This window comes from Lacipirellula parvula (assembly GCF_009177095.1).
Lineage (GTDB): Bacteria > Planctomycetota > Planctomycetia > Pirellulales > Lacipirellulaceae > Lacipirellula > Lacipirellula parvula.
The window spans coordinates 1,414,213-1,429,362 of record NZ_AP021861.1 but is presented as its reverse complement, the minus strand read 5'-3'; the positions used below and the strand labels follow the sequence as shown (position 1 = coordinate 1,429,362).

The 15,150-nt window shown below is 60.6% G+C and carries 15 protein-coding genes; 4 read left to right on the top strand and 11 right to left on the bottom strand.

Features of this window, described 5'->3' with window-relative positions; all coding sequences use genetic code 11:
* Nucleotides 1-14 precede the first annotated feature (14 nt).
* The 3 genes from PLANPX_RS05375 to PLANPX_RS05365 all read right to left on the bottom strand — a co-directional run bounded on the left by PLANPX_RS05375 (nucleotide 15) and on the right by PLANPX_RS05365 (nucleotide 1,736).
* Nucleotides 15-437: a secondary thiamine-phosphate synthase enzyme YjbQ gene (locus tag PLANPX_RS05375; RefSeq protein ID WP_152097741.1), complete on the bottom strand. Its 423-nt coding sequence runs from the start codon at nucleotides 435-437 to the stop codon at nucleotides 15-17.
* Nucleotides 438-571: 134 nt separating this feature from the next.
* The gene (locus tag PLANPX_RS05370; RefSeq protein WP_152097740.1) at nucleotides 572-772 is read right to left on the bottom strand and encodes a hypothetical protein; all 201 of its coding nucleotides are present in this window, start codon (nucleotides 770-772) and stop codon (nucleotides 572-574) included.
* A gap of 118 nt (nucleotides 773-890) precedes the next feature.
* Nucleotides 891-1,736, bottom strand: a complete 846-nt coding sequence (locus PLANPX_RS05365; protein WP_232536306.1) for a ThuA domain-containing protein — start codon at nucleotides 1,734-1,736, stop codon at nucleotides 891-893.
* Nucleotides 1,737-2,006: 270 nt separating this feature from the next.
* Here PLANPX_RS05365 and PLANPX_RS05360 point away from each other — a divergent pair, with 270 nt between their 5' ends.
* Nucleotides 2,007-3,110 carry an HD domain-containing protein gene (locus PLANPX_RS05360; protein ID WP_152097738.1) on the top strand — a complete coding sequence of 368 codons (1,104 nt, stop codon included), beginning with the start codon at nucleotides 2,007-2,009 and terminating at the stop codon, nucleotides 3,108-3,110.
* On the opposite strand, the gene PLANPX_RS05355 is transcribed toward PLANPX_RS05360, so the two are convergent.
* From PLANPX_RS05355 to PLANPX_RS05320, 8 genes are all read right to left on the bottom strand, one after another.
* Nucleotides 3,107-4,066 carry a PmoA family protein gene (locus tag PLANPX_RS05355; RefSeq protein ID WP_172991890.1) on the bottom strand — a complete coding sequence of 320 codons (960 nt, stop codon included), beginning with the start codon at nucleotides 4,064-4,066 and terminating at the stop codon, nucleotides 3,107-3,109. The two genes, PLANPX_RS05360 and PLANPX_RS05355, sit on opposite strands and share 4 nt — an antisense overlap.
* Before the next feature lie 185 nt (nucleotides 4,067-4,251).
* A complete protein-coding gene (locus tag PLANPX_RS05350; RefSeq protein WP_152097736.1) occupies nucleotides 4,252-4,752 on the bottom strand; it encodes a chemotaxis protein CheX in 501 nt (166 codons plus the stop codon).
* A 110-nt stretch (nucleotides 4,753-4,862) separates the two neighbouring features.
* Nucleotides 4,863-5,222, bottom strand: a complete 360-nt coding sequence (locus PLANPX_RS05345) for a response regulator (RefSeq protein ID WP_152097735.1) — start codon at nucleotides 5,220-5,222, stop codon at nucleotides 4,863-4,865.
* A 59-nt stretch (nucleotides 5,223-5,281) separates the two neighbouring features.
* Complete coding sequence (locus tag PLANPX_RS05340; protein WP_152097734.1) at nucleotides 5,282-6,376, bottom strand: protein-glutamate methylesterase/protein-glutamine glutaminase; 1,095 nt, start codon at nucleotides 6,374-6,376, stop codon at nucleotides 5,282-5,284.
* Between the two features lie 19 nt (nucleotides 6,377-6,395).
* Nucleotides 6,396-6,968: a chemotaxis protein CheD gene (locus PLANPX_RS05335; RefSeq protein WP_152097733.1), complete on the bottom strand. Its 573-nt coding sequence runs from the start codon at nucleotides 6,966-6,968 to the stop codon at nucleotides 6,396-6,398.
* A 20-nt stretch (nucleotides 6,969-6,988) separates the two neighbouring features.
* A complete protein-coding gene (locus tag PLANPX_RS05330) occupies nucleotides 6,989-7,837 on the bottom strand; it encodes a CheR family methyltransferase (protein WP_152097732.1) in 849 nt (282 codons plus the stop codon).
* Between the two features lie 60 nt (nucleotides 7,838-7,897).
* The gene (locus PLANPX_RS05325; protein ID WP_152097731.1) at nucleotides 7,898-9,589 is read right to left on the bottom strand and encodes a chemotaxis protein CheA; all 1,692 of its coding nucleotides are present in this window, start codon (nucleotides 9,587-9,589) and stop codon (nucleotides 7,898-7,900) included.
* Nucleotides 9,586-9,969, bottom strand: coding sequence for a response regulator (locus tag PLANPX_RS05320; protein ID WP_152097730.1), 384 nt, complete (start codon nucleotides 9,967-9,969; stop codon nucleotides 9,586-9,588). Before PLANPX_RS05320 ends, PLANPX_RS05325 begins: the two co-directional genes overlap by 4 nt.
* Nucleotides 9,970-10,563: 594 nt before the next feature.
* On the opposite strand from PLANPX_RS05320, the gene PLANPX_RS05315 reads away from it, so the two are divergent.
* The 3 genes from PLANPX_RS05315 to PLANPX_RS05305 all read left to right on the top strand — a co-directional run bounded on the left by PLANPX_RS05315 (nucleotide 10,564) and on the right by PLANPX_RS05305 (nucleotide 14,996).
* On the top strand, nucleotides 10,564-11,217 hold the full coding sequence (locus tag PLANPX_RS05315) for a response regulator transcription factor (RefSeq protein WP_152097729.1): 654 nt from the start codon (nucleotides 10,564-10,566) through the stop codon (nucleotides 11,215-11,217).
* A gap of 37 nt (nucleotides 11,218-11,254) precedes the next feature.
* Complete coding sequence (locus PLANPX_RS05310) at nucleotides 11,255-12,739, top strand: carbohydrate porin (RefSeq protein ID WP_172991889.1); 1,485 nt, start codon at nucleotides 11,255-11,257, stop codon at nucleotides 12,737-12,739.
* Nucleotides 12,740-13,202: 463 nt separating this feature from the next.
* On the top strand, nucleotides 13,203-14,996 hold the full coding sequence (locus PLANPX_RS05305) for a CRTAC1 family protein (protein WP_172991888.1): 1,794 nt from the start codon (nucleotides 13,203-13,205) through the stop codon (nucleotides 14,994-14,996).
* The last annotated feature ends 154 nt before the right edge of the window (nucleotides 14,997-15,150 follow it).

Sequence of the window (15,150 nt, the reverse complement as noted above, 5' to 3'; positions counted from 1 at the left end):
CAGGGGAGCGATCACTACTCGCCGATGATCTTCACTAAGATCCGCTTCTTGCGACGCCCGTCGAACTCGTAGTAGAAGAGATGCTCCCACGGCCCAAGGTGGAGCTTCCCTTCGGTGATCGCCACGACCACCTCGCGGCCCATCACCTGGCGTTTGAGGTGCGCGTCGGCATTGTCCTCGCCCGTGCGATTGTGGCGGTAGCGCTCCGGCGATGGATCGAACGGGGCGAGCCCTTCGAGCCATTTGTCGTAGTCGCTGTGAAGCCCCGACTCGTTGTCGTTGATGAACACCGACGCGGTGATGTGCATCGCATTAACGAGCACGAGCCCTTCCTGCACGCCACTTTCGCGGACGAGGCGTTCGACGTCGTCGTGGATCGACGCGATCGCCCGCCGTTGAGAGACGTTCATCCAAAGTTCGCGGGTCAAGGACTTCAAACGGCGTCTCCGTAGGTTGGGCTTTCAGCCCGACGGGCGTTACAAGTTAGTTAACTACTCTAAAACGGCTGAGCAGCAGCGACTTGTGGCTATTCCATCCCCAACGGCGGTGCTTGTCGGGCTGAAAGCCCAACCTACCGTGGCTTCAGTGGACGAGTACAACACTCGCCCTGCTCGTTGAACTCGACCAGCGACTTCGTGCCGTCGGGCTCGTCGACGACGACCATTTCGCTGCACTTCACCGCTCGCTTGTAGTCGTTGAGCAGCGTGGCGGCCTCGTCGCTGTGGTCGGCTTTCAGACGCTCTAACGTCTCGCGTGAGATCTCGTGTGCCATGAGTTTGCCTCCTACTTGGCTAGCGTTCTGTCTCTATTTTATTCTACGTTTCGAGAGAGACGCCAGTTAAGCAGACTGCCGGTTTAGGCACGAACTAACGCGTTAAAAAACCGCAAGCTTACTCCCGCTTGCTCGACTTCTCGGCCGTCGGGAAATCCTCCGGCACATCAATCGTTACTTCGCCTGTCGCGGCCCACTCAGTTCCGCGGAGAAGCGTCGTGACAAAGCCGACGCAATCCATCGAGTAGTCCGCGTGCCCCATCGTCGTATGAAAGACGCGGCCTTTGCCGAAGTCGAGCACCATCAGGCTCGGCTCATCGCGGCCGGTGCCGCCGGTTTCGGGATCGGAGTAAGCGGTGGCGAGGACCGTCATGTTCTTGGCGGGGCCGCGGAGGGTGTCGTAAAGTTCGTCCTGAGCATGAAGCCAACGCTCGGGGATTCCCTTCATGATCGGATGCTCCGCCTCGCGGGTACGGACGACGAACTCGTGTTGTTTGCCGTGCCCGCCGCAGCGGCCGGGGCCGTCGTCGCGGACGAGCTTGTCGTCCTTGTAGTAGACGTACGGACCAGACTTTTCATCGCGGCCGAACCAGCCGCCGAGGCCGATCGCCTCGTTGTACTCGGGCCAAGTGGCGAATGCGTTGTCGGCGGCATGGACGCTGACGAAGCCGCCGCCGTTCCTCAGGTACTCGACGAAATCGGCTTCGGTTTCCTTGGGCCAACGGTCGCCGTTGTAATTGCTCACCACGACGTCGTAGTCGGCGAATTTCGGGTGGAACGACCTCATGTCCTCGCCTGACTTAGGCGCCGTGGTCACATCGGCGACGAAGCGGCCCGACTTCTGCAGCATCTGATCGAGCAGCGGCGTCGTCTTCTGCCATTCGTGATTGTTTTGGCCGTCGATGATCAGCACTTTTAGTTTCTCGGCATCGGCGGCGATCGCGTGGTTTGCAACTCCAATCACGACGCACGTTAAGGCGAGAACTGCCGAAGAAAAAAATCGACGTTGCAACATCAGAAGCTCCGCATACCTGCTGGATCTTGGAGAAAAGGCTATCCGCGAAGGCTGATTCTAACGAACCTGCGCCCCGCCGAGTAGCATCTCACAGCGGGATTGGCCCTTGAGCCAATGACTGCCTACAATAGCGAGGTCAGACGGATGCTTCTCCGTCCGTCTCCATTCCCTCGTTCCCGCCCGCCGCGCCAATCCATCGGGCTATTCGGCGCACCTCTCATGCCAAACTCCAAGCTGCGACAGCAGATCGCTTGGGAAGCCGCGCGCCTCATGTACGAGCGGCAAGAATCTGAGTACTTTCGTGCCAAACGCAAAGCGGCAGAGCGACTCGGCCACGGCTGGACGAAGCCGGCCGACTTGCCGTCGAACGCCGAGATCCGTGACCAGGTGCAAATGCTCGCCCGGGTTCATGAAGGGGCGTCGCGCACCGATCGGCTGCGTGACATGCGACTCTCGGCGCTCGCGATGATGGAGCGGCTCGAACGATTCCGGCCGCGGCTAATCGGCAGCGTCCTTACAGGGCACGTGCGCCAAGGGTCGGACGTTGATATTCATCTGTTCGCCGATTCAGTCGAGGGCGTGGGGCATATCCTCGAACAGCATGGCCTCCCCTACGAGGTCGAGCGCAAGCTCGTCCGCAAGCATGATGAGTCGCGCACCTACACGCACATTCACGTCGACGCGGAGTTTACGTTCGAACTGACGATCTACTCGACGAAGGAAGCTCACTTTGTGTTCAAGAGCTCGATCACCGGCAAGCCGATCGAGAAGGCGAGCATCGCGGAACTGCGCGAGTTCCTGGCGGCGGAGTATCCCGACGTCGACCTCGACGAAGCGCTCGACGCGGCTCGCGAACAGGTTGATCGCTTTCAGGTTTATCAGGCGTTGCTCTTGCCGCTCGAAAACGTCAAGCAGAATCTCAAGTATCATCCAGAAGGCGATGCCCTCTACCATAGCCTGCAGGTCTTCGATCGTGCCCGCAACGAATTGCCCTACGATGAGGAGTTTCTGCTGGCGGCGCTGCTACACGACATTGGTAAGGCGATCGACCCGCACGACCACGTGGCAGCGGGACTCGAAGCGCTCGAAGATTTCATCCCGGAACGGACGCGATGGCTGATCGAGCATCACATGCTCGCGCACGGCATTGCCGATCAGACGATTGGCCATCGGGCCCACAAGCGTCTGCGAGAGAGCGAGCACTACGACGATTTGATCCTGCTGGGCAAGTGCGATCGCGGCGGCAGGAAGCCGGGCGTCATTGCTTCCGAGTTGGAAGAGGCGATTGAGTACCTGAGGGAACTCGACCGCATGTGCAGTTAAGGGGCCGTTGGCTTGGCGGTAATCTCGCGGTAGATTGCGCCGATCTGCTCGGCTGTTCGCTTGCCGCTGTAGAAAAGCACGCGGTAGTGAAGCGTCAGCTCATCTCCCGGGGCGAGTCGCACCTCGCCCTGCGGTGAGTCGCCCGCGGGGAAGTCGCTGTTGCCGAACGGATTCGCCGCGAACAGGCCGTAGGTTCGCACATGCCAGCGGGTCGGATGGCGGAAGCTATCGGGCATGTCAAACACGACGATGCCGGCGGGCTTGCCGTCGATCGTCCCGTGATAGTCAACCCACTCGGCCGAGCGGCCCCACGCATCGCCGTCGACTTGCCCGTGCGAGTTGCGAATCTGGCCGCCTCGTTTGGCGTCGACGTCGAACTCGCCGGGAACGCGAATGCCGAACGAGCCTTCTTTCGTATCGCCGAACAGCAGCTCGCCGTCGCTCGCCTTCACGGTAACGGTGAAATCGATCCAGCGTCCCTCTGCATCCGTGCTGAAGCAAATCCGGCGTAGGTCCTCGCATACCTTCTTGCCGGAGTTCATCCAGTCGTTGGTCGTGACTAGGCAGGCGCTCGCATCGTCGGCTGCATCGTCCTGAACCACAATCGTGCGCTGAACAATTTGCGGCCCCTTGTCGCCGGCTTCGGGCTCCATCCAGAAATCGAGCCCGTTCACCGATCCATGGTTGAACCAAAGCGAGCGATGATGCGGGTGGTCGTCCTGCTCCGTCGGCAACTTCGCGTCGAACGGATACTGCCGCGTCATCGCCTCACCGGCGGGACCAACAATCGGCCAGACGACCGGCTGATGACCGCTATGAAATTGATAGACGGCGAACGGTTCGCCCGCGACGGTGATCGTCGCACGGTCGGCCGAGAGCGATGCGACGACTGGCTGCGTCTTATCAGCAGCAGGCGCCTCGGCGGCGCGGGCATGTTCTGCTCTCAGTGTTATCAAGAAAATTGAACTGAGCGCACAATACCTCAAGCACTGAGCCGCGATAGAGCGCAAGACACACATGAGGAGCCGACTCCTGACGAGAGCGAAAAGCGAGGAAAGAGCGTCCCCCTAGCTTAACGACTCTGCATCGGGCCTGCAGCCCGTCAGAAGATCGAGATGCAACGCAAAGATTCGCGTCGCAATTACGCCATCGATGCGGCAGCGAGTTCCGCGGGAGCGACCTCTGCTTCTTCCACGAGCCCAACTTCCAAGACCAGCCCGCCCCACTCGCACGTGAAGGGGATCGCCAGCGTTTGGGTCGCCGAACCGAAGCTGATGACGTGATTCTTGCCAGTGATCACGGTCGGCAAGGCAAGCGACATGGCCAGGTGTTCCAGCCCAGCTTTCGCGCGGCCAGCCACCATGTTGGTCAACTCGCCAACGGCGTCAATGACGTCGCCGTCGATCGTCGTGCACTTCTGGCTGAGCAAGATCTCCGTCGCCGAAAGCGCGACGGCGCGGTCGAGGCTCAACACCACCGTGCCTGTAGCGCGACCCGACAAACCGATGATGCCGCTAATATCCATCGTCGGCTGAGCGCCGTTGCCGATGGTCAGCTTGCCGCGCGTCAGTTCGCATTGAAGCATCGTGCTAAAGACTTCTGCCGCCGCGGAGACGAACGGGTTGATATACTCGGCTTTCAACGGTCTATCCTCTTAAGCAGCCGCAGACGACGAACAGTCGGCAGTGGGAAATAAGTTTCTCGAGGTTGAACAATGCTGGCGGCGCATCGGCAATCGATGCGATGCAGAGCTTAGACGCAAACGAACTTGTCGATCTTCTGACGCAGCAAGTCGTTTTCGAACGGCTTCGCCAGGTAGTCGTTGACGCCGGCGGCGATCGCTTCCTTGACGCGGCTCATTTCGGCTTCGGTGGTGATCATGAAAATCGGCACGGTCGAACCGGTAGCGCGAATTTCCTTCACGACATCGAGGCCGGTCTTGTTCGGCATGTTCCAGTCGGTCATGACCAGATCGACGCTCGTTTCGGCAAACTTGGCGATCGCCTCGGCCCCGTCGCCGGCTTCGACGATTTCCGTCACGCCGCAAGCGTTGAGAGCGCGGATGATAATCTTACGCATGACGCCCGAGTCGTCGGCAACAAGCACTTTCATGGCACGAATCTCGCAATCCAGAAGGAGACAAAACAGTAGTCAAACGTAGGTCAAAGATTTCACCGGCGCGATGAATTTGTGGATTCTCGTACGTCGCCGCTACGCATTCCCGAAACCCCAGCTATCAATTCACCGGCAATCCGCTCAAGCGATACAACCCGCACCGCACCGCCGCAGGCAATCGCTTCCTTCGGCATGCCGAAGACGACGCACGATTCTTCGTCCTGAGCGACGGTATACGAGCCGACGGCCCGCATGGCGAGCATGCCGGCGGCCCCGTCGCGGCCCATGCCGGTCAGAATCGCCGCCGTCGCATGCGGGCCAAGTTGGTTCGCACACGAATGGAACAGCACGTCGACCGAAGGCCGAAAGCCGTTCACCTGCGGCTGCTGATTGAGTTTGACGTAATACGCGGCGCCTTGGCGGACGACTTCCATGTGATAGTCGCCGGGCGCCACGAGTACGGTACCGCGGATGATGCGGTCGCCGTTCTCAGCTTCTTTCACCCGCATGCGGCAGAGTCCGTTCAGACGCTGTGCGAACGCGCTGGTAAACGCTTTCGGCATGTGCTGAACGACGACAGTCCCTGGCGTATCGCCAGGTAAAGCCGGTAGCACGCGGGCAAGCGCTTCGGTGCCGCCCGTCGACGCACCGATCGCGATCACTTTGTCGGTCGCTTCGGCGAGTCCCTTCGGCGCTTTGATCGTCAGCGGCGGACCAGCCAGGACAGGTCCCGTCGCACGGCGGCGGATGCGCGACGTCGCGGCTGCGCGAACTTTCGTGATGATGTCTTCGCTGATCTGAGCGGTGCCGTTCGTCACGTCGATCGACGGCTTCGTTACGAAGTCGAAGGCTCCGAGTTCGAGTGCCTTAAGCGTGGTCTCCGCCCCGCGGGCCGTCAGCGACGAAACCATCACGACCGGCATCGGCCGTACGGCCATCAGCTTCGAGAGGAAGGTGAGGCCGTCCATCTTCGGCATTTCGACGTCGAGCGTCAGCACGTCAGGCGACAGCTCTTGAATCTTGCGATACGCGATCAGCGGATCGGCGGCGGCGCCGACGACTTCGATTTCTGGGTCGTGCGTCAGAATCTTCGTCAACAACTGGCGCATCAGCGCCGAATCGTCGACAACCAGTACCTTGATCTTCGCCATGGGAGTGCGTGCTTTCCTGCTAGAACAAGGTAACGGCGTCGGCGGCCGGTGCGGCGGCGGTTTTTGTCTTGGTCTGCCGCAAGTATTGCACTTCTTGTTGCAGTGTTTCGTCGAGCAAACGATTCGGGAGCGGCTTCACGAGCGCCCGACCGGTCGCCGTGTAGAAGCAAACCTTCACCCCCTGGTTGCCGCCGACGCGCTGCGCAGCGAGCGTGATGCCTTCGTCGGCCAAGAACTGGCGAACGAAGGCGACGTTCCGCTGTCCGATCTGCAGTTCGGCGCCCTGCAGAGCCAGCACGTTGGCGCCGCCGAAGACCTTCGCCTGAAGTCGGCGACGATCGCCGCCAAGCCGCATGATCTTGTTGATCAGTAGTTCCATCGCGTGGATGCCGAACGCCGCGCTCGTCGTCTCGCGATTCGCCTCGGGGAGCATGAAATGATTCATGCCGCCGATCTGGCTCACCGGATCGTACATGCAGGCTGCGATGCACGATCCGAGCACCGTCGCGACGAGCGCCGGTTGGTCGCTGGCGAAAACATCGCCGACGATGATCGAGCGCTGCGGGAGCGAAGCGGAAGGCGATGTATCCACGGAGCCGAACCCTTCGCTAGCTACTCAGGAAGTTGAAACATGGTGTGGCCCAGCGAGCGCAGCGGGTTTGGCGTCCACTGAATGCTTTCCGAGTGGCCCAACATCAGGTGCCCGCCCGGCTTCAGGTAACGCGTGAGGTGTTCGACGACTTTGCGCTGGGTCGGCAGGTCGAAATAGATCATCACGTTGCGGCAGAAAATGACGTCGAACTTGGCGTTGATTTGCCAGGAATCCTCGATCAGGTTGATCTGTCGGAATGTCAGCAGATCGCGCAAGGTTCGCTTCGCACGCACTTTGCCGGCGAACGAACCAGTACCGCGATCGAAATAACGCCGAGTGCGTAGATCGCCGACAGGCGCCAAATCCTCGGCGTCGAATACACCCTGCTCGGCATGAGCGAGGACGTTGGTGTCAATGTCGGAAGCGAGCAACTTCACGTCCCACGACGCATCGAACGCCGAGAATTCTCGCACCGTCATCGCCAGCGAGTAAGGCTCATGCCCATTCGACGAGGCAGCGCACCAGATTCGCAATTTGCGCGGCCCGCCAGTCGCGGCCTTCCGCGCAACAGCCGGAAAAATGTTCGACGTTAGAAAATCGAAGTGGTGCGGTTCGCGCAGGAAGTCGGTCTTGTTCGTCGTGATGCAGTTGATCATCTCCTGCATCTCGGTCCCGCTCGGGTCGCGCTGCAGGATGTAATCGTAGTACTCGATGTAGTCGTTAAGCCGGAGCGCCCGCAGCCGCTTGGCGAGTCGCGATGAGAGCAAGCAACGCTTCGAATCGTTGAGCGCAATCCCGGTCTCGGTATAGATCAGGTGCTGAAACGCCTGAAAGTCGTCTTCTGAGATTGTTTGAATTCCGACCGACATGCGTTGCTCAGTTCAAGTATTGAAGCACTCACTCAAAAATTCTTCGCGCCAACCGAGCGACTACAGGGCCAAGCGAATCAGGCCGGCAATGTCGACGATCATCGCGATGCGACCGTCGCCCAGAATCGTGGCGCCTGAGACGCCTTCGACGCGTTCGTAGTTCGCTTCCAGGCTCTTCATCACGACTTGCAGTTGGCCGATCAGCTCGTCGACGACGATGCCGTACTTATGGCCTTGGTGCTCGACGATGACGACTAGTCCATCGCACGGATCGGTGACATGGCCGGTCACGTTGAACAGCCGATGCGTGTAGATCAGCGGCAACGCCTCGCCGCGAACCATCAACAGTTCGCCGCGCTCCGCGACGCGAACGATATGCTTCGGTTCGGGACGGAGAGATTCGACGACGCTGAGCAACGGCAGCACGTAAACGTCCGTGCCAAGCCGCATCGCCAAACCATCGAGGATCGCCATCGTCAGCGGCAGGCGAATGCGGAAGCACGAACCTTTGCCAGGCGTACTGCTGATGCTAATCGAGCCATTGAGGGCTTCGACGTTTCGCTTCACGACGTCCATGCCGACGCCACGGCCGGAGACATCGGTGATCTTCTCCGCGGTGGAGAAGCCCGGCAGCATGATCAATTTGTACGATTCTTCGTCGGTCAGCGCTGCATCGGCGGGGATCAAACCGCGTTCGATCGCCTTCTGCCGGACGCGCTGCGCATTGATGCCGGCGCCATCGTCGGCAATCTCGATGACGACGTTGCCGCCTTCGTGAAACGCTCGCAGGTCGATGCGTCCTTCGGCAGGCTTGCCGACCGCGATACGTTGGGCCGACGACTCCAAGCCATGGTCGACGGCGTTGCGAATGAGGTGCGTGAGCGGATCGCTGACTTCCTCGATCACTTGCTTGTCGAGTTCCGTTTCCTCGCCCGACATTTCAAGGGCGACGCTCTTGCCCAGCGTGCCGGCGAGATCGCGTACGATCCGCGGGAAGCGGCGGAACACGTTGGCGATCGGCATCAGCCGCACCGCCATCACCTGCTCTTGCAATTGCTGCGTGGTGAGGTCCATCGCCGCGATCGCTTCTTGCAGGCTCTGAGCATCAGCCTCTTCGCTAGCATAGGCCTGCTGGACCATCGAGTTGGCGATCACCAACTCGCCGACCAGGTTGATTAGTTCCTCGACCTTGGCGACCGAGACGCGAATCGATTCGGCGTTGTTGGCGCCTTTGCTGCGCTGAGGTTCGCCGCCGCTAGCAGTCGCGCGGGCCGCCTGCGGGGAGGCGACCGGCTCGTCGTCAAACAAGATCAGTCCGTCGATGGCATCTTCTTGTTGGCAACTCGCCGCCGCTCCTGGCGCCGCGTCGGGGTCAATCTGGCGACGCAGCGAATCGATCAGCTCGTCCAAGTTATCCGGCGCAGAGGAGCCATCCTTCGCGGAGTCAATCAGGCACGACAACGCATCCGTCGCCTGCAGCAACAACTCAATCCGCTCGCTGGTCGTCGACAGCTGGCGCTGACGCATGTGGTCGAGGACGGTTTCAACATGATGCGTAAACCCGGCAACCTCGGTAAACCCGAGGGCGCCGCCTGTCCCCTTGATAGAATGGGCCGCCCGGAAGATGCCGTGAATCAGCTCTTCATCTTCCGGCCGCGATTCCAGCTGCAGCAAGCCGTCTTCCAAGCCGGTCAAATGCTCGGAGACTTCTTCAAAAAACGCTGCGTGGAATTCTTCTAAGTCGATGTTCATGCGGTTGCTCCCGAGCGTTGGCAAACGCTGCGAATGGCGCGGACAAGCGTCTCTTCTTGGAACGGCTTCAGGATCCAACCGTTGGCCCCGGCCTGTTTAGCGTCTTCCTTGCGAGAAGGGGACGTTTCGGTCGTCAGAATTAAAATGGGGCAGGATGCGGTGTGGGGGAGCTTCCGCAACTGGCGAGTCAGCTCCAGCCCGTCGACTTCGGGCATGTTAAGGTCCGTGACGACGACGTCGACGCGTTCCCGGTTCGCTTCACCGATCGCCTCGGCTCCGGAACTGCATGCCGCAACGTCATACCCCTCTGCAGAGAGGGCTTGCGCGATCATGCGACGGATCGACGGCGAGTCGTCGACGATCAGAATTCGATGGGCCATAGGGAAACTCAAATTGAGGGCGTTACGCTCGGAAACGGCCCGTTTTACGGCCGCACCCGGTCCAAATTTCACATACTCTGGACCGATATCTGGTCGCATCCAACGCGTCTTGCTAGCTCCGCCGACCGCAGTCGCACGGTCGGTATAGAACGGTTGCCGAAGCTTTCCGGACCTGGAGGCAACGAACGATACATTCACCACACGGGTAGTCAATCAATTAGGAGCGTGCCTTTTTGCGCATCTCCGCGTCATCGCATGGAATTGGTGGACTGCCCCATGCTCCCCCCTCGCTAGAGGGCTAGGATGACAATCCACGAGTCGTGATCTGAGCGGCGCGCCACCCAGATGACATTCGCCTCCTCTAGCCTTCTTGCACAGCGCAACGACAACGGATGGCGAAAATTCCATCGCCCGCATCCGAATTTCGAGCGTTTATGCAGTCAAATCACCGTTCGGAGAACCGAACGCGCCTGCGCGTTGCCGCATTCTCCTTGCTTAAATTCGAGACAGCTGGAGCCCGGCAAGTTCCATTTCCGATCTCTGGGTTAGCATAGGATAAACACCCTACAGCCATGGCAATTTGGGTTATTAAAAATGCAGCTGCCTCCGACGATGGACGTGTGGGTCGTTGACGACGACGCGTCAATTCTCGAGTCCCTGGATGCGGCTTTCATCCGAGCCGGTTGGGCGACGCTGGCGTTTGGAAGCGTCAGTGCGTTCAAGGAGCAGCTCGAAACCTCTTCGCCCGGCTGCATCGTCGCCGATCTTCACATTGGCGAAGCTAGCGGCATGGACCTGATCCGCCATGTGCATGAAGTCGCGTGGCCGGCGCCAGCAGTCCTGATCTCCGGCCACCTGACGCCGACGCTCACGGTCAAGGCGATGCGGCAAGGTGCAATCACCGTGGTCGAGAAGCCATTCAGCATCGAAGAGCTCTGCAGCGAGGTGGAGCTCGCACGCATTCGCGGGTTGGAGATGCTCAAAGCGTTCTATCACCGCGATGCGGCTCGCGAGGCGATTGGCGCCCTGCCCGACGGGCACCGCGCCGTCCTGCGGGAACTCGTCGACTGCCGCCCTCACAAGCAAATCGCCACCCGCGTCGATATTTCACTGCGGACGGTCGAAAAGCGGAAGAAGGAGATTTTTGAGCGACTGAACGTCGGGACGTTCACCGAGTTGCTGAATCTGCTCCAGCTGGCGGATGTTTCGTTTCTGTCGACAGAACTGCAACTGCAAAAGGGCGCGTAGCGTCTTTCTTCCCCCCCGCCCAACGGCGTCTCGACGAATGGAGATCGCTCCCCTGCGCGCACGCGGCTTCTTGCTAGCAGCTTGCGCGGCGGCGATCGCCGGCCTGGGGAGTTTCGCATCGAATGCGTGCGCTCAATCGCGGCACGTGCGCGTCGCCGGCCGATTGGTTCCTGAACAAGCTAGCGTAGCGCCGCGCGAGACGAACAGCCGCGCCGCCGAACCAATGCGGCGTACCGCCGACGTAGTCCATCGCGACCCGTCGGCTCAATCGCCGGCCGACTCCATCACACATCCCGAGTCGCGCGACCTCTCTGCTCTCAGCGAACCGCCGGCAACCGAGCGCGAGGAAGAAAAGGAGGAAGAGGCCGTCGCTAATGACGAGCCAGGAGACGAGGCCCTCGACGGCCTCCTCGGCCCTTTCCTTGTGCGCGAGTATGGCGGCGTCACCGGCGAGTACATCTACACCGGCGAAGTCTTCATGAACGCCCGCGGCGGCATCGCGACGGCGCACTCGCCCCATTACCGAGGAAACCTGGACCTCGTTGTGCAGATTGACACGGCCAAGCAGCAGTTCTGGGACGGCGGCCGCTTCTTCATCTATGGGCAATCGACGCACGGCAAGTCGATTTCGGAAGATTACGTGGGCGACTACCAGCTGTTGAGCAATTTCGATCCCTGGCCGAAGACGGAAATCGCCCAGGTTTCGGAGTACTGGTACCGCCAAGATTTTGGCGACGGTAATCTCGGCTTCAAAGCCGGCAAGCAAGACGCGAACGCCGACTTCGCCTTCGCCGATCTCGGCGGCGACTTCATTAATTCGTCATTCGGGCAGATTCCGACGGTGCCGCTGCCGACGTTCCCCAACCCGGGTCTCGGCCTGGCTTGCTTCTGCCATCTGCACGAGCACGCCCTCATCAGCGGCGGCATCTACGATGGCCTCCCCGACGGCGGACAATGGGGATTCAGCGGACTTGGCGATAACGGCTGCTTCTCAATAACTCAACTTGAGCTCCGCCAACCAGAAGAGTTCGGCAACGGCCTGCCAGGAACCATTCGGCTCGGTTTTTGGTATCACTCCGGCAACCCGGAAGAAATCGTCGCCGATCCGCACCCGCGACTCCTCGGCGACAACTACGGCGCTTGGGCGACCGTCGACAAAATGCTCATCAACGAAACAGGCGAAGACGGCGACGAGCAAGGCCTCGGCGCCTTCGCCCAATTCGGTTGGGCGCCTCAGGACCGCAACCAGGTTGACCAACACTACGCCGGGGGCATCCTCTACCGCGGCCCAATTGACGGCCGAGACCTCGACGTCGTCGGCCTCGGCGTCACGAACGTCCTCTACGGCACGCCAAGCCGCCGGATTTTCGGCACAACGTACGAAACCGCCACGGAAGTCTTCTACAAGGCGTACCTCACAGACTTCACCGCACTGCAGTTCGACCTGCAGTACATCACGAACCCAGGGGGCGTGTACCCCGACTCCATTGCACCGGGAGTGCGGTTTGAAGTGGTGCTGTAGCGGCCCGCCCAGACGCGCGGCCATAGAATCGTGCGACGCGACCACGCTGCGGGTAGCGAGCGGCAAGTTGCGAACCGCTCGTCGACGCCGCCTGCGGAACAAACGTCATCCCGCAGATCAATAGGCCCCCGAGGCTGGCGAGCGCGATCCGCCACTGACGAGTACGACGCTGTTGCACGGTTCACCTCACCAGAAGAATTGAAAAGAGACGCCCTCTCACTGCAGACTAATTACGGGCGACGGGCGATTCAACGCAGTGGTAACCCGCACGCCGGCAGCCGCCGAGCGCCCGCCTGCAACTGCTGCACACAAACCCTACAACCCCTCCTGCTCTCGCCGCACGCTCGCAATTGCGCACGTGTTCCAGCGCACAACGCAACGCATGCCCTTTCCAGTTGCCAAGGCCCGTCGCCGCTGGTTATGGTCTTGCTGGCGGCGCCTCTATTCTCTGGAGCACAACTCAATGCGTCGGGATCGCCTTCAGCGGCCGTTTTTGCTGGCCACGTTCGTCTCCGCAACGCTCGCCGCGAGCGTCTCGGCTGAGACTCACTTCACCGACGCGAGCACTGCTATTTTCAAGGGCCTCTCCTTGACCGCCCGCAGCGCGTCTCTTGCCGACATCGACAACGACGGTGATCTGGACGTTTTCTTCCAAGGCTCCGGAACCGCTGACCGGCGGCTAATGCAGAACAATTTCGTCGGGTCAGGCGTGCTCTCGTTCACCAACATTTCGAGCACGCTTCCCAACACCCTCTCCAATTCCTGGAGCGCTGCGTGGGCCGACTACGACGGCGACGGCTTCGTCGACGTGTTCGTCGGCCAAACGAACGCCGGCGTCACCGGCACCGCCTTGAAGAACAACGGCGGCACGAGCTTTACCAACGTTAGTTCGGCCGTGGGATTGGCTGACCCCGGTTTCCATCAGAACGTCGGCTGGATCGACATCAACAACGACAACCGACTCGATCTCGTGATTGGCATGGAAGGGCCGGAGAAGCACGAAATCTACCTACAGGACAGCACCGGCCACTTTACGCCCGTGGGCGCTGCGGCCGGCATCCAAGCAAATTGGGGCACCAAAGCCTACGGCACTGCCGTCGGCGATACTGATAACGACGGCGATCTCGACATCTACATCTCGACCTGCAATAGCTCCTTCGATATCCGCAATAACTTCTACGAAAACCAGTTATCGCAAACAGGCGTCCTGAGCTTCGTCGACATCGCCGACACGAACGGCACGCAAAACATGCCGAACAGCTACCACGCGGAATTCACTGATTTCGACGACGACGGCATGCTTGACCTCTTCATGGTGGGCGCCGATCAAGAACCGACGCGCATTTTTCGCAACCTCGGCGGGAACAAGTTCCAGGACGTTGCGGAACTTTTGGGCCACTCCCTCCTGAGCGATACCGGCGGCGACCTCAACGGCGGTCGGGCCATCGACTACGACAACGACGGCGACCTTGACCTGTTCATGCACGACGATTTGCAAGTGAACAACTCGGATCAGGCCCGCAAGCTCTACCGCAACGACGGCAATTGGAACTTTGTCGACGTCACGCAGTCGGTCGGCATCGCCTATCAGAATTCCGGTGCGTACGACAGCGTCTGGGGCGACCTCGATCGCGACGGCGACCTCGACTTGATTGCACCCACGGGATCCGGCTACCTCGAACGCATCTTCCTCAGCGATACGTCGACGAACGGCAACAACTGGCTCTACTTACGCCTCGACGGCACGGTCGACAACACCACCGCCATCGGCGCCTCGGTCTTTGCGACGATCAACGAGGGCACCCCCGAAGAGCGGACCCTACGCCGCGAAGCGAACACCAATCCGGGCACCTTCAATCAGAGTGATCTGCCGGTCCACTTTGGTCTCGGCGACGCCTCGATCATTGATACGCTCCGCATTCTTTGGCCTGACGGAACCAGCCAGACGCTGCACGACGTTTCCGTCAATCAGTACCTCACCGTGGGCTTTCCGGGCGACTTCGATCACAACGGCATGGTCAACGCCGCCGACCTCGTGAAGTGGCGAGCCGATTTCGGCGTCAACGCCGGCAGCGACGCGAACGGCGACGGCGTCACCGATGGCCAAGACTTGCTCGCCTGGCAGCGTTCGTTCGGCGCCGGAACAACATTCCACACGTCGACGGCGAATGCCGTCCCCGAGCCCCACTCGCTCGGCTTGGCGCTGCTTAGCGTCGCGGCGATTTTCACCCGAGTGCGGACGCGATCGCAGCGCTAACGGACGGCGACTGCAGCCGGTCGACACAGCTGCGCACGTCGATCGCGTTTTTGCGAAAACATCGACGCCACAGGGACTTACGACGCACAGATTCGTTGTCGCTCGGAACCGCGCTGCCTATACTCCAATGAGCGTTCGCAACGACGAGCGCCTT

Excerpts from the sequence above, each read along its gene's own strand:
- PLANPX_RS05370 (WP_152097740.1), bottom strand. The coding sequence starts at position 772 with ATGGCACACGAGATCTCACGCGAGACGTTAGAGCGTCTGAAAGCCGAC.
- PLANPX_RS05360 (WP_152097738.1), top strand. The coding sequence starts at position 2,007 with ATGCCAAACTCCAAGCTGCGACAGCAGATCGCTTGGGAAGCCGCGCGC.
- PLANPX_RS05345 (WP_152097735.1), bottom strand. The coding sequence starts at position 5,222 with ATGAAAGTGCTTGTTGCCGACGACTCGGGCGTCATGCGTAAGATTATC.
- PLANPX_RS05340 (WP_152097734.1), bottom strand. The coding sequence starts at position 6,376 with ATGGCGAAGATCAAGGTACTGGTTGTCGACGATTCGGCGCTGATGCGC.
- PLANPX_RS05330 (WP_152097732.1), bottom strand. The coding sequence starts at position 7,837 with ATGTCGGTCGGAATTCAAACAATCTCAGAAGACGACTTTCAGGCGTTT.
- PLANPX_RS05325 (WP_152097731.1), bottom strand. The coding sequence starts at position 9,589 with ATGAACATCGACTTAGAAGAATTCCACGCAGCGTTTTTTGAAGAAGTC.
- PLANPX_RS05320 (WP_152097730.1), bottom strand. The coding sequence starts at position 9,969 with ATGGCCCATCGAATTCTGATCGTCGACGACTCGCCGTCGATCCGTCGC.
- PLANPX_RS05315 (WP_152097729.1), top strand. The coding sequence starts at position 10,564 with ATGCAGCTGCCTCCGACGATGGACGTGTGGGTCGTTGACGACGACGCG.
- PLANPX_RS05310 (WP_172991889.1), top strand. The coding sequence starts at position 11,255 with ATGGAGATCGCTCCCCTGCGCGCACGCGGCTTCTTGCTAGCAGCTTGC.
- PLANPX_RS05305 (WP_172991888.1), top strand. The coding sequence starts at position 13,203 with ATGCGTCGGGATCGCCTTCAGCGGCCGTTTTTGCTGGCCACGTTCGTC.